Annotated in this window: 13 protein-coding genes; 2 read left to right on the forward strand and 11 right to left on the reverse strand. The window is 63.9% G+C overall.

From position 1 onward, the window contains the following. Positions 1-7: 7 nt before the first annotated feature. Entirely contained in the window at positions 8-958 is a 951-nt protein-coding gene (locus tag G7016_RS08780) for a D-ribose ABC transporter substrate-binding protein (RefSeq protein ID WP_181112853.1), read from the forward strand. A gap of 92 nt (positions 959-1,050) precedes the next feature. On the opposite strand, the gene G7016_RS08785 is transcribed toward G7016_RS08780, so the two are convergent. From G7016_RS08785 to ttcA, 8 genes are all read right to left on the reverse strand, one after another. After that, on the reverse strand, positions 1,051-2,091 hold the full coding sequence (locus G7016_RS08785) for a Gfo/Idh/MocA family protein (RefSeq protein WP_181112856.1): 1,041 nt from the start codon (positions 2,089-2,091) through the stop codon (positions 1,051-1,053). 69 nt (positions 2,092-2,160) lie between these two features. Beyond that, complete coding sequence (locus G7016_RS08790) at positions 2,161-3,030, reverse strand: phosphogluconate dehydrogenase C-terminal domain-containing protein (RefSeq protein ID WP_181112859.1); 870 nt, start codon at positions 3,028-3,030, stop codon at positions 2,161-2,163. 24 nt (positions 3,031-3,054) lie between these two features. Continuing rightward, entirely contained in the window at positions 3,055-3,885 is an 831-nt protein-coding gene (locus G7016_RS08795) for a sugar phosphate isomerase/epimerase family protein (RefSeq protein WP_181112862.1), read from the reverse strand. Continuing rightward, a complete protein-coding gene (locus G7016_RS08800) occupies positions 3,870-4,649 on the reverse strand; it encodes a triose-phosphate isomerase family protein (RefSeq protein ID WP_181112866.1) in 780 nt (259 codons plus the stop codon). The genes G7016_RS08795 and G7016_RS08800 overlap by 16 nt, the downstream gene beginning before the upstream one ends. Further along, on the reverse strand, positions 4,646-5,116 hold the full coding sequence (locus tag G7016_RS08805) for a ribose-5-phosphate isomerase (RefSeq protein WP_181112868.1): 471 nt from the start codon (positions 5,114-5,116) through the stop codon (positions 4,646-4,648). The genes G7016_RS08800 and G7016_RS08805 overlap by 4 nt, the downstream gene beginning before the upstream one ends. After that, entirely contained in the window at positions 5,109-6,872 is a 1,764-nt protein-coding gene (locus tag G7016_RS08810; protein WP_181112870.1) for a dihydroxyacetone kinase family protein, read from the reverse strand. The genes G7016_RS08805 and G7016_RS08810 overlap by 8 nt, the downstream gene beginning before the upstream one ends. A gap of 13 nt (positions 6,873-6,885) precedes the next feature. Beyond that, complete coding sequence (locus tag G7016_RS08815; protein WP_181112872.1) at positions 6,886-8,235, reverse strand: MFS transporter; 1,350 nt, start codon at positions 8,233-8,235, stop codon at positions 6,886-6,888. 385 nt (positions 8,236-8,620) lie between these two features. After that, positions 8,621-9,445 (reverse strand): tRNA 2-thiocytidine(32) synthetase TtcA, encoded by an 825-nt coding sequence (ttcA, locus tag G7016_RS08820; RefSeq protein ID WP_181112874.1) that lies wholly within the window; start codon positions 9,443-9,445, stop codon positions 8,621-8,623. A 181-nt stretch (positions 9,446-9,626) separates the two neighbouring features. Here ttcA and G7016_RS08825 point away from each other — a divergent pair, with 181 nt between their 5' ends. Then, positions 9,627-10,121: a SprT family zinc-dependent metalloprotease gene (locus tag G7016_RS08825; protein WP_181112876.1), complete on the forward strand. Its 495-nt coding sequence runs from the start codon at positions 9,627-9,629 to the stop codon at positions 10,119-10,121. A gap of 137 nt (positions 10,122-10,258) precedes the next feature. Here G7016_RS08825 and G7016_RS08830 read toward each other — a convergent pair whose 3' ends face one another. From G7016_RS08830 to G7016_RS08840, 3 genes are all read right to left on the reverse strand, one after another. After that, positions 10,259-11,581 (reverse strand): dicarboxylate/amino acid:cation symporter, encoded by a 1,323-nt coding sequence (locus tag G7016_RS08830; protein WP_181112878.1) that lies wholly within the window; start codon positions 11,579-11,581, stop codon positions 10,259-10,261. A gap of 285 nt (positions 11,582-11,866) precedes the next feature. Continuing rightward, the gene (locus G7016_RS08835) at positions 11,867-13,216 is read right to left on the reverse strand and encodes an ATP-binding protein (protein WP_181112881.1); all 1,350 of its coding nucleotides are present in this window, start codon (positions 13,214-13,216) and stop codon (positions 11,867-11,869) included. Next, positions 13,213-13,890: a response regulator gene (locus G7016_RS08840; protein ID WP_181112883.1), complete on the reverse strand. Its 678-nt coding sequence runs from the start codon at positions 13,888-13,890 to the stop codon at positions 13,213-13,215. The genes G7016_RS08835 and G7016_RS08840 overlap by 4 nt, the downstream gene beginning before the upstream one ends. Between the last annotated feature and the right edge of the window lie 36 nt (positions 13,891-13,926).

A 13,926-nucleotide genomic window follows, 5' to 3' on the forward strand; every position in this document is an offset into this window, starting at 1 on the left:
AACAACAATGAAAACCGTCTTTGCGCTTTCCCTGTCCTTTGCCTGCGTAGTGTCGGCCACCGCCCAGGCTGCCGAATTCAAGCCGGCCGATCATCTGATCGTGATCATCACTCCGTCTCACAGCAACGCGTTCTACAAGGCCGAATCGGACACCGCGGAGGCCGCGGCGAAAAAGCTCGGTTACCGCACCAGCGCGCTGGTTCACAACGATGACCCGGACGTGCAGCTTCGCCTGGTGCAGACGGCCATCGGCGACCGAGCCAGCGCGATCATCCTCGACAACGCCGGCTCCGATGCCTCGATCGCGGCAGTCAAGCGCGCGCAGGAAGCCGGTATCCCGGCGTTCCTGATCGACCGCGAAGTGAACGCCAACGGTATCGCCACCGCGCAGATCGTGTCGAACAACTCGCAATGCGCCACCTCGGTGGCGGAGTTCTTCGCCGAGAAGGTGGGCTACAAGGGTGAGTACGTGGAACTGCAGGGCCGCACCTCGGACATCAACGCCCATGTGCGCTCCGACGGCTTCCATCGGGTGCTGGACCAGATCCCCGAGCTGAAACTGGCCGCGCAGCAGTCGGCGAACTGGGACCAGACCCAGGGCTACACGGTCATGCAGACCATTATCCAGGGCAACCCGAACATTGTCGGGGTGATCGCCGGCAATGACACCATGGCCCTCGGCGCCGCCGCGGCGCTTAAAAATGCCGGTAACGACAAGGTGATCGTGGTCGGGATCGACGGCAACCCCGACGTGGTGCGGCAGATCGCAACCACCGGCCCCATCGCGGCCACAGGCCTGCAGCAAGCGACACAGATGGCAGCCATGGCCATGGAGCAGGCGGACCAGTTCCTTCGTACCGGCAAAACGGACAAGCCCGAGAAGCAATCGGTGGATTGTGTATTGGTGACCAAGGAAAACAGCAAGGACGTGCGCGAGGGTGGGTTTGGGATGAGGTAGCTCGCGAAGGGTTTTCTGAACCCGATTCGCAAGCTCTGAGGCTGCGCCCGTCTCCTGCAATAGCGGGCGCACCTCGCAACTTCGTTACATGATCAATACCTGGCCGGCACCACCACCGTACCTTGCTCGGCCGCCTGGTACGCCGCTTCCACCAGCGCTTGGGTGTTGTAATTGTCCGCCCCATGGGTTTCGCACGGCGTACCTGCCTGCTGGTGGGCCAGCCATTCCTGCTGCAGGCGTAGCACGCTGCCCTGGATCGCAGCCCAGGGCGCTTCCGCCCAGCCGGGGGCCTGCCCTGTAACGTCGATCGTTTCAACCTGCCGGGGGCCGCGGTGAACCTCCAGCCGGTAGTCGGCCAGCAAGCGTAGCGAACCCTCGCTGCCGTCCACTTCGATCAGGCTTTCAGGAAAGGGATCACGGGCCAGCCGGGTCGCGTAGCTCATGTCCACAACACAGCTGGCACCGGTGTCGTGGCGCAGGAGAATGGTCGCCACGTCTTCGCCCTTGATAGCAGGGTTCACCCGTTGGGTGTGGGCGCTCAGCCGTTGTACGTCGCCGAACAGGGCGCGGGCGATGTCCAGCACATGCACACCCAGGTCTTCGATGATGAACCGCGGCGTCTGAGCCAGGTAGGGCTGTAGCCGGTACACGTCGAAGCCGCTGCGAAAACTCACCCGGCCAAAGAACGGCTCGCCGATCACCCCGGCACGCAGGTGTTCGATGGTGGCGCGCACCGCCGCTTGCCAGCGGAAGTTCTCGTGGATGGTAAGGCTCACGCCGTGTTCGGCGCAGGTATCGACCATCAGCCGGGCGTCGTCCAGGCTGGCGGCGAAGGGCTTCTGGCAGATCACCGGTACACCGGCGCGTGCCGCCATCAGCACCAGCGGCTTGTGCGCGGAGGTGGGCGTGGCAATGTCCACGAAGTCCAGGGCCAACGCGTCGAGCATTTGCTGGGCATCGGTATAACGCGCGGCGCTCGGGCAGTGAGCTGAAAAAGCATCCAGGCGTTCGGGCTGTGTATCGCACAACGCGACGATCTCGACGCCGGGCAGGTCCTGCCAGGCGCGTAACTGATTGAGGGCGAAGAAGCCGCAGCCGATCAAGGCGCCGCGAAGGGGTGGCTGATGCGCCATGTTGCCTCCTTTTTGTTTTGCACACGGCAAACGCCCGGGCTTTACCCGGGCGCTCCATTTACCTCGAAATCAGGCCGCGTCGACCCGCCGCACCGCCTCGATCTTCAGCATGCGCGCAATGATCAGGTCGAGCTCCTGCTCGTCGAAGATGGTTTTCCAGTCCGGCTTGATGATTTTCTCCCGGCCGTAGTCGATGGCGATCATGCAGGCATCGGAGAAGGGGTTGGTGCTGCGGAACGCTACCGCCAGGGCGATCTGGATATGCCCGTAGAGCATGGCCTTGGCAGCAGCCTCCGGTACGCCGATGCGGTTGATGGTTTCGTCCAGGGCTTCCTTCATGAAGGTGCCGACCATGCAGGCCACGGTTTCGACCAGTGTAGGTTCCAGGTAGGCCAACTGCTTGACCGTGACCCAATGCACCTGCCCTACCGGGCCATACATCACGGCAATGATATTGGCCAGTTCCGAGCGCTGTTTGTCGTTGCCCGATTCAAACGCCGCACACACGTCTTGCACAGCGGCGGTGCCGCCGAAGGCGTCGGCGTGTTCTTCCTTGGTGGTGCGTTCCAGAAACACCGAAGGGTGACACGGGTGCGCCACGGCCTGATGGATGCCCTCACGTTGGGCCAGCAACCCGGCATAGGACGCGGCGGGGTCGAGGGTCAGCAGGATAGCGCCCTTCTTCAGTTGCGGCACCACTTGCGCCGAGACGGTTTCCAGCGCCACATCCGGCACCGCCAAAATCACCACATCAGCGTTGGGTACCACCTCGGCGGTCTCCGACAGGCTACGGCCGGCCGCGAGGATCTGTTCCTGGGCACGGGGGGAATTCTCGCAATAGGTAACGCTGTACGGGCTGTTCTGCAGGTTGGCGGAAATGCGCATGCCCATCTTGCCGCCGGCACCGACGATGGCGATTTTTTTCAGTTCGTAGGTCATGGGTGGTTCCTCGGATTGTTCTTGTCAAAGAGGGAAGTGAGGGGCGCCGGGCGGTGTGGCAGCCTTGGCGTTGAGGTAATCAAGGTTGTGGCGGGTCCACTGGTCTTCCAGCGCGCAGGTGGTGGCCGCATCGAGCTGCCACGGCAGCCAGTGTTCGATGATCTGGTTGATGCCCCGCGCCTCGGGCTGGACTGCCGCGCGCAGATAGTCGTAATCCAGCAACCCCTCGCCCAACGGGCAGCCGGCGTAGGTAAAGCCGACCCAACCGTCCCGGCGCGAGAATGCAAAATCCTTCACATGCAGGTTGAGGGTGCGCGCTGCGCAGCGATCGATGACGGCTTGAGGTAATTCGAGCGCGGCCACACAGTTGCCAGGGTCGAGGCAAATGCCTACCCAGGGGCTGGCGAGCCGCTCGACCACAGCCAATAGTGTGCTGGAAGGCACTTGTTCATAGGTTTCAAGCGCCAGCCGTACGCCCTGCTCGGCCAGCCGTGGGGCGATGGTTTCCAGCAGGGCGAACGCTTCGTCAGGGCTGGGCCGGTGCGCGGCACCGTTGAACATGCTGCGCAGCACCTTGGCGCCGAGGATGTCCGCATAACCCAGGTACTTGAGCAGGTGCTCGGTGCGCAGGCCACGGGTACCAAGCTCGAGGGTAAGCCCAAGCGCATCGGCCTGCTGCCGCAGTTCGCGCAGCTGCTGCGGCGATAAGGCTTCGAGCCCGGCATAGTCACAGATCTGGAACACCGTAGCGCCCAGGTCGGCAGTGTGTTGGAGCATGGCGGGTAGGTCCATCGGGTGAGGCACCCGATCCGATGCGCGCCAGAAGAACGAATAGGTGCTCAGGCCGATTGCCATGTCTGCGTCTCCCTTGGATGTGCGGCGCACTGTGCGGCTTCTTGCAGAATGGCGGCGAACGCGTGGGGATCGTGGGCGAAGCGCCCCAGGAATAGCCCATCCACCTGCCCGCCCAGCTGGCTCAGCAAGCCGGGCTTGGCACTGCCGCCGTAGATCACCCGCGCCCCTTCGCGCCGCAACTGCTGGCACACCTCGGCGATATAGTCCGGGCTGGCTGGCTCCGCCGCGCCGATGGCCCATTGCGGCTCGTAGGCCAGGAGCAATTCGCCGCTCAACCCGGCCGCCAACGCAGGCGCAAGGGCTGCATCCAGCTGGCCTTTGCACACCGCCACCGCCTCGGTGATGCTGCCTTGTTGGGTTTCGCCCAGGCACAGCACGGGGGTGAGCCCGTTGCGCCAGGCCGCGGCGGTCTTGTCGGCGATCTGGCGATCGGTCTCGGCAAAGTGCCGGCGGCGTTCGGCGTGACCGATTTCCGCCACCTGGCAGCCCATTTCCGCGAGCACGTGCGGGCTGACTTCACCGGTCCAGGCGCCTTGGTCTTCCCAGGCAAGGTTTTGCGCCCCGACCACCGCCAGGCCATCAAAAATCTCCAGCGTAGCGGCCAGCATCGGAAAGCTGGGAATCACGAACACCTCGATGGCGCCGCTGCGCACCTGCGGATGTTCCCGCAGCAGCGCGGCGATGGCCCGCGACCAGTCCAGCGTCTGCTGGTAGCCGAAGTACATCTTCAGGCTCACGCCCAGCGTAACGGCCGGGCGGCTCATCGGCTGCCGACCTGCTCGTAGTCCGACAGTGTCTTGACCTTGAGGGCCGAGGCTGAAGTTTCGTCGAAGCGATAGGTGAGCCATTCCTTCAACAGGCGGCGGGCCAGCTCAAGGCCGATCACCCGTTGGCCGAAGGTCAGCACCTGGGCGTTATTGCTGAGCACGGCGCGCTCCACCGAGAAGCTGTCATGGGCCGTAACCGCCCGAATGCCGGGTACTTTATTGGCAGCGATCGCTACCCCCAGGCCCGTGCCGCAGATCAATAGCGCACGATCGGCGTCGCCGGCGGCCACTTTTTCCGCTGCCGCGATGGCCACCAAGGGGTACGCGGTATGGCTTTGGCTGTCCACCCCCACGTCCTCCACATGGCTGACCAGAGGGTTGGCGAGCAGGTCACGCTTGAGCGCTTCCTTGTATTCGAAACCGGCGTCGTCGCAGCCGATGACTATTCGCAGTGTGTCACTCATGAAGGCTCTCCTCTGGGCGGCGTGCGGCGCTCACTCCAGCCGCCAGCAGCGGCTCGATGGCGGTGATGATCAGGCTCAGCGATACGGCGCCGGCGTCCGGGGTGCCCAGGCTTTTCTCCGCCAAAGGGCGAGCGCGGCCGATTTTCGGGCGCAGTTGCGCGGTGGCCGCGCAGGCGTCCCGGGCCACCGCGGCGGCATGCCGCCAGGCCTCGGCAAGCTCAAGCCCCTGCCCCGCCGCCTCGTTCAGGGCCTGGGCAAAGGGCACCAACACATCCACCAGTGTCTTGTCGCCCACCTGGGCCTTGCCGAAATGGCGAATACCGTCACTGGCGTGTTGAATGCCCTTGGCCACCCGACTGGCGTCGGGGTCGAGCGTGTCGCCCAGGCTGCTCCCGAGCGCGGTGAGCGCCACGCCCCAGATGGCCCCTGAGGTGCCCCCGGCCTTGTCGGCCCAGGCATCGGCGGCGCAGCGCAGCAAGGTACCGGCACCCGCGCCCTGGGCCAGCACTTCACGCGCCCGGGCCACGGCAGCCATTACCCCGCGTTGCATGCCGATGCCATGGTCGCCGTCGCCGGCCACCGCGTCGATACGGCCCAACTCCTCCACGTGCTCGAGCACGGTACGTTCGGCTATTTCCAGGGCCTGGAGCACGCAATGCGCCGAGCGGCGGGATTTGGCACTGGCGGGGGGGATCGCAGCACTTTGCAAAGGGGCCAGGTCGAGCGCGCCCAGCCGTTCGGCGAACATCACGTTGCCCTTGCGGTAAGCCGGCGTGGCGGCAGCGGCGCACCAGAACCGCTCCAGTTCCGGGTCCAGCCAGCACAGGGTGAGCGATACGCCGGCCATGTCGAAACTGGTCACCAGTTCACCCACTTCGGGCTCTACTACGGTCAGCCCTATATTGCTCAGCAGTTGCGCCACCCGCCGATACACCACAAAGAGTTCTTCGTACTTGACGCTGCCCAGGCCGTTGAGAATGACCGCCACACGGTGACCGGCGGGCTGGCCGATCCCTTCTGGCAGGTCCTTGAGCAAGGACGCCACCAGCAGCTCGGCCAACTCGTCGGCGCTGGGCACGGGCCCCTCGTCGATACCGGGCTCGCCATGGATGCCCATGCCCAGGGCCATCTTCCCGTGCGGCACGGTGAACAGCGGATGGTCGGCGCCTGGTAGCGTGCAGCCGGTAAACGCCACGCCCAATGACCGGGTGCGCTGGTTGGCATGCCGGGCCACCCGCACCACCTCGGCAAAGTCATAGCCTTCCTCGGCCGCCGCGCTGGCGGCCTTGAACACCACCAGGTCGCCGGCGATGCCGCGGCGCTTGTGCAGCTCCTGGCTCGACGCGCTGGAGATGTCATCCGTGACCGCGATCACTTCGCAGGCAATGCCTTCGGCCAGCAACCGATCGCGGGCCAGGCCAAAATGCAGCACGTCGCCGGCGTAGTTGCCGTAGCCGAGCAGCACGCCCGCGCCTTTGTTCGCCAGGCGGGCTACGCCGTAGATCTGCTGCGCCGAGGGCGAGGCGAACAGGTTGCCCATCACCGCGGCATGGGCCAACCCCTGCCCCACCAAACCAGCGAACGCCGGGTAGTGGCCGGAGCCACCGCCAATCACCACGGCAACGCTGTTGTCGGGGGTGCGGGTATTGCGCACCACCCCGCCAGGCACCCGGCGGACCTTGTCGCTGTGTACCGCGACAAAGCCTTCTACCAGTTCACCGGCGAAGTCAGAGGGCTGATTAAACAGACGGGTCATTATTGTTATCTCCTCAGTGCGCGTGACGCACGGGCGCCAGCGTGTCTTTCGACGCGGTAGGCCGCTGTTGGCCCAGCAACACCATCAGCACCGCCGACATCAGCATCAGCCCGCCAACCACGAACATCGGCACGGCGTAGCTGCCGGTGCTTTCCTTGAGCATGCCGGTGACGAACCCCGCCGAAAAACCGGCCACGTTGCCTACGGTATTGATCAGCGCCACAGCGGCTGCCGCGGAGGCACCGGTGAGGAAGCGGGTGGGCAGGGTCCAGAAGTTCGGCAGCGCCGCAAAGATGGAGCACGCGGTGATAGTGACCACCGCTACCGTCGCGGTCGGCGACCCCATGGCCAGCGCCAGCGGAATGCTGACCGCGCCAGTCACGGCCGGCAACGCGATGTGCCAGGTGCGGCAGCCGCGCTTGGTGGCGTCACGGGACCAGAGGTACAGCGCTACCGCTGCCGGCAGGTACGGGATGGCGGTGATCAGCCCCTTCTGGAATACGGTAAACGTGGTGCCGAACTGCGCCTGGAACCCGCCGATGATGGTGGGGAGGAAGAACGCCAATGCATACAGGCCGTAGATGAACCCGAAGTAGATGAAGCACAGCACCCATACCCGCCCGTTGAGCATGGCCTTGCCAACACTGAGGTGGTGAGTACTGGCCTGGGCCTGTTGCTGCTCGCGTTCCAGTTCGCTTACCAGCCAGGTGCGTTCTTCTTCGTTGAGCCACTTGGCGCTGGCCGGCCGGTCTACCAAGTAGAACCAGGCAATCAAGCCCACCACGATCGCGGGTATCGACACCCCGAGGAACATTACCCGCCAGCCTGCCAGGCCGAACAAGCCGTCATGGCTGATCAGCCACGCTGCCAGCGGGGCGCCGATGACCACGGTGAGCGGTTGTGCCAGGTAGAACAGCGAGAGGATCTTGCTGCGATAGCGCCCGGGTACCCAGAGGCTGAGGAACAGAATGGCCCCGGGGAAGAACCCTGCCTCGGCAACCCCCAGTAGTACACGCAAGGCATACAGCCCTTCCACGCTGGACACCCAGGTGAACAGCAGCGAAACGATGCCCCACGACACCATGATCCGCGCCAGCCACTTGCGCGCCCCGAAGCGATGCAAGGCCAGGTTGCTCGGCACTTCCAGAAGAATGTAACCAATGAAGAAGATGCCCGAGGCCATGCCGAACTGGGCGATGGTCAGCCCCAGGTCCTGGGTCATGCCATTAGGGCCCGCGAAGGAAATCGCCGTACGGTCAAGGAAGTTGATGAAGAACATCAGTGCCACGAAGGGCACCAGGCGAAGCGAGATCTTGCGGATAGCCGATTGCTCGACCTGAGGGGCTGCGGAGACCTGGGACATGTCTGTTCTCTCCGGCTCATCGACAGGGTGTTCGCCAGGGCGCCCACCGGTGTGACGAGTGTTTTCTTATTAGGGTCGCGATAAGGCAGCGATCCACGCCTCACCCGGGCTCACAGTGGCACGGGCATGGGAGAGTTCTAGCATCACCTGAACTGTTTGTATACTTGGATGATGGTATGATCTCTCTACCAGTGAAAATTGTGGGCAGAAAGGCCGCTGGGGCTATGGAAATAGAGGGGGTTATTACGGGATTACCGTTCGTCCGATGCTGTTCGGCAGCTTAAGGCAAGCCGGGAGGCCAGGCGGCGTTCGATAGCGGGCGAACCCGATACAGACGGCCGTTGTGCCAGCGCTCGACGGCGGCTGGCACGGCCGATGAGTGGAGTCAGAGGTTCATCACATCGACAAACCGGGGCGTTGCGCTTTCGTCGATACGCAGGTCGGTGAAGTTGAACAGGTCGCGGTCGGCCAACTGCGAGGGCACGACGTTCTGCAGCCCACGGAAAATGTTCTCGGTGCGCCCCGGGTGCTTGCGCTCCCACTCCACCAGCATGTCCTTGACCACCTGGCGCTGCAGGTTTTCCTGGGAGCCACACAGGTTGCACGGGATGATCGGGAACTGCTTCATATCCGAGTAGGCCTGGATGTCCTTCTCGGCGCAGTAGGCCAGCGGGCGGATCACCACGTTGCGGCCATCATCGGCCAGCAGCTTGGGCGGCATCGCCTTGATGGTGCCGTTGAAGAACATGTTCAGGAAGAAGGTTTCGACGATGTCGTCCCGGTGATGCCCGAGCGCCATCTTGGTGGCACCGATTTCATCGGCGAAGGTGTAGAGCGTGCCGCGGCGCAGGCGCGAACACAGCGAGCAGGTGGTCTTCCCTTCCGGGATGAGCGCCTTCACCACCGAGTAGGTGTCCTTCTCGAGGATGTGGTAGTCCACCCCCAGTTCCTTCAGGTAGGCCGGCAGCACATGCTCGGGAAAACCAGGCTGCTTCTGGTCCATGTTCACCGCCACCAGCTCGAAGCGGATGGGCGCGACCTTTTGCAGGTGCAGCAGCACGTCCAGCATGGTGTAGCTGTCCTTGCCCCCGGACAGGCAGACCATCACCTTGTCGCCGTCCTCGATCATGTTGAAGTCAGCCACGGCTTCCCCCGCCAGGCGGCGAAGACGTTTCTGCAGTTTGTTCTGGTTGACCGAGAGGGTGCCCATGATGAGGAAATCCTGATACGTGCCGACAGCGGAATACGAAGGCGCGCATTCTACCTGCAAACGCTGGCGGAGCGTAGGCCACAAGGCGGCGCTGGCGAGCCCTGCGGCAGGAATCGGTGACGAGCGGCTCGGCAACCCAACCGCCCGCAGGGCATAATTGCGCTTCGTGGAGCCAATACCTATGTCCGACCCCCTCCTTCACCGCGTCGAAGCCTGCTACGAACAGGCCGAAGCCTTCTTCAAGCGCCCGTTCAAAAGGCCTGTGGTCAGCCTCAAGCTGCGAGGCCAGAAGGCCGGCGTGGCGCACTTGTACGAAAACAAGCTGCGGTTCAACAACGAGCTGTACCAGAAAAATACCGAAGATTTTCTTCGCCAGACGGTCCCCCATGAGGTGGCTCATCTGGTGGCGCACCAGATGTTTGGCGACCGCATCCAGCCCCATGGCCAAGAGTGGCAGCTGATCATGCGTGGCGTGTACGAACTGCCGCCGCTGCGCTGCCACAACTACGAAGTGAAACGCCGCCAGGTGAAGCGCTACATCTACCGCTGCCCCTGCACCGACGGCGTGTTCCCCTTCACTGCCCAGCGCCATGGCCTGGTGCGCCAAGGTCGGCGTTACCTGTGCCGCCGTTGCCGGCAAACGCTGGTGTTCAGCGGCGAAATGCGGGTGGAGTGAGGGGGCCTGGAGGGGCATCCACACACTACCCCTACCCCTGTGGGAGCAAGCGGAGCCGAAGGCGGAGCTCGCGAATAAGGGCGCAATGAAAAAGCCCGGGCTATTGGCCCGGGCTTCGTTCACAGCATCAGCCAACCTTACAAGCGCGTACCTTCGGCCACTTGCAGGTCGTCCTTGGGCTGGGTGAGTTCCAGCGGGGTGCCGCCAGAGGCCAGCTCGTGTTGCAGCTTGGTTTCGTCCAGCTCGCCAACCCACTTGGCAACCACCACGGTTGCCACGGCGTTGCCCACCAGGTTGGTGAGGGCGCGGGCTTCGGACATGAAGCGGTCGATGCCCAGGATCAGCGCCAGGCCGGCCACCGGCAGGTGCCCAACCGCGGACAGCGTGGCCGCCAGCACGATGAAGCCGCTACCGGTTACGCCCGCCGCGCCCTTGGAGGACAGCAGCAATACGGCCAGCAGGGTGATCTGGTGAGTGATGTCCATGTGGGTGTCGGTCGCCTGAGCGATGAACACGGCGGCCATGGTGAGGTAGATCGAGGTACCGTCGAGGTTGAACGAGTAACCGGTCGGGATCACCAGGCCAACGACGGACTTCTGCGCGCCCAGGCGCTCCATTTTCACCAGCATGCGCGGCAGGGCGGATTCCGACGAGGAGGTGCCCAGCACGATCAGCAGTTCTTCACGGATGTAACGCACCAGCTTCAACACGCTGAAGCCGTGAGCGCGGGCGATTGCGCCCAGTACCACCACCACGAACAGTACGCAGGTGATGTAGAAGCACAGCATTAGCTGGCCCAGTTGCACCAGCGAACCCACGCCGTAGTTGCCGATGGTGAACGCCATGGCGCCCAACGCACCCAGCGGGGCGAGCTTCATGATCATGTTGATGATGTTGAACATCACATGGGCGAAGCGATCGATCAGGTCCACCAGCAGCTTGCCGTACGACCCCAGGCGGTGCAGGGCGAAGCCGAAGATCACCGAGAACATCAGCACCTGAAGGATATCGCCGTTGGCGAACGCGCCGACGATGGTGTTGGGGATCACGTTCAGCAGGAAGCCCACAACGCTCTGGCCTTCACCCTGGGTCACATAAGAAGCGACCTTGGAGGCGTCCAGGGTAGCGGGGTCGATGTGCATGCCAGCGCCGGGCTGCACCACGTTGACCACGATCAGGCCGATGATGAGGGAAATGGTGGATACGATCTCGAAGTACAGCAGCGCGTAGCCGCCCGTCTTGCCCACGGCCTTCATGTTCTGCATGCCGGCGATACCGCTCACCACCGTACAGAAGATGATGGGCGCGATGACCATCTTGATCAGTTTGATAAAGCCATCACCCAGCGGCTTGAGCATCGTGCCGGTCTGAGGATAGAAGTGGCCAAGCAGAACGCCGATGATGATCGCGAGGATCACCTGGAAATACAGGGACTTGTAGAGCGGCTGACGGGTCGTCATAGCAGTTTCCTCAAGCGTGCCGGCAAGTGTCTTCCCGACACCCCAACACATGAAGCGAGAACCCTCCTGACTGGAGGGATTTGTTCTTGGCCTGCAGCCTGCGCATGCACCCACGCGGGCGGCCTGAGGACACAATCGCAAGGCTCATGCCAACCTGGCGCAGTGCCCTGGATCTCCGCCGATACGGCATCTGCAAGCAGTATAGGAAGCCACGGCCACACGGCAAGCTGGCGGATTCTCGCCAACTGCCGTGCAAGGAAGCGTGCCGCTGGCGGATATCCGCCATCATTCCTTGGGAAAACTGATCCTGAAGCGTGCGCCGCCCAACGGCGAGTCTTCGAGGGTAAGGGTGCCGTGGTAACTGCGAATGATGTCGTGGGCAACCGCCAGGCCGATCCCCTGCCCCGGATGTTGCCGGTCCAGCCGTTCCCCCCGCTGAAGGATACGGCTGCGCTGCTCCGGCGGAATACCTGGCCCGTCGTCCTCGAGCAGCAGCTCCAGGCGCCGGCCGATCACGCTCAGGCTCACGCTCACATCCTCCAGGCACAAACGCCAGGCGTTCTCGAGCAGGTTGCCCAAAAGCTCCATCAAGGCGCCCTCCTCGATCGGCAGTACACCCGGTGGGTCGAGGGCGATATGCAGCTGCACGGGCTTGTCCGGGTACACCTTGCGCAGGCTTGCCGCCAGGCTATCGAGCACCGGGCGCACGGCCACCTGCCGCCGCACCAGCCCGCCGTGGCGCACATTGGCCCGTTGCAACTGGTAGTCGATCTGCTGGCTCATGCGTGCCACCTGCCCGCGCAGGATCGCCGCCTGCTTGCCTTCCTCGCTGTGCGGAGAGTCACTAGCCAGGGTTTCGCCGATGCCCTGGAGCACACTCAACGGGGTTTTGAGGCTGTGGGCCAGATCACCGAGGGAATCCCGGTAGCGCTGGCGCTGTTCGCCTTCACTGGCCAGCAAACGGTTGAGCGAGCGGGTAAGGCGCAGCAGTTCGCTGGGATGGCGCTCGCTCAGCCCCTGCCGCTGCCCGCTCTCGATCTCGTCCAGCTCGTGGCTCAAACGCCGAAGCGAGCGCAGGCTCCAGGTCATGCCACCCCAGAACAGCACCAACAGGGTGAGCAGCGCTGCGCCAAAGCCCAGGTACAGCCGATCACGCAGGGCGCTCAATGTGCGTTGGTAAGGTTCTACAGACTGCATGGCCACGAAGCTGAACGCTGCGTTTTCGCCTCCCAACAACCGTACCTCTACGTCGTATACCCAGAACGCCTGGCCATCGGCGCTGGTGAAGCGGGAAAACCGGTTGCCCTTCCCGTCATAACGGGGGCTGTACTCCGGCGACGGCGCGCCGGGGCTTCGCCACAACAACGCGCCCTGCCGGTCGAATATGTACCCCAGCGAACGCTCGGTGGGGACCTCGAAGCGCTCATCCGGCACCGGCGCGGGCATGCGCAACTGCCCTTGCTCCAGGCGTGCCGCGGATATAAGGGTGGTCACTTCAGTGGCCAGGCGCTCCTCCACGGATTCGCGCAGCGCCAGGCTGAAGGCCCCTTGCAACGCGGGCAGCAACCCCAACATGAACAGCACTGCCAGCAAGGCCCCGGCCAGCATCAGCCGCAGCCGCAGCGAGCGGATCATCGGCAGCGCTCGGTAAACAGATAGCCCAGGCCACGCACGGTGTCGATAGGCCGAAAACCATCGGCGGCCTCCAGCTTGCGGCGGATGCGCCCCACCAGCACCTCGATCACGTTGGGGTCGTGTTCGCCATCATCCGGGTACAGCTGCTCCATCAACCGCTGCTTGGCCACCACCTGCTGGTGATGGCGCATCAGGTATTCGAGGATGCGGTATTCGAATGCGGTAAGCGCCAACGCCTCGCCCTGCAATGTTGCCTGCTTGCGATTGAGGTCCAGCTCCAGCGGGCCGGCCACGATGGTGGGCTGGATAAAACCGCTGACGCGCCGCAGCAAGGCGCCAAGGCGGGCTTCTACCTCTTCGAACTGGAAGGGCTTGACCATATAGTCGTCCGCACCGGCCGCCAGCCCTTCGACCTTGTCCTGCCAGCTACCCCGCGCGGTAAGGATCAGGATAGGAAACGCCAGGCCCTGGCCGCGCCACTGGCGAATCAGCTCAAGGCCCGACAGGCCCGGCAACCCCAGGTCGACGATCACCAGATCGAAAGCGGTTTGCGCGGCCTGTTGCAGGGCCGCCTGGGCATCAGCCACCGCTTCCACGATATGGCCGCATTCGCCCAGGCGTGTGTGCAAGTGATGGCGCAGCAGCGCCTCATCTTCTACCAGCAGCAGCTTCATGGCGGGCTCGCGTGTACTTACGGATCAAACGACGGG

Origin of the sequence: Pseudomonas japonica, assembly GCF_013522925.1 — a bacterium.
In the GTDB taxonomy this organism is placed as follows: Bacteria; Pseudomonadota; Gammaproteobacteria; order Pseudomonadales; family Pseudomonadaceae; genus Aquipseudomonas; species Aquipseudomonas japonica_A.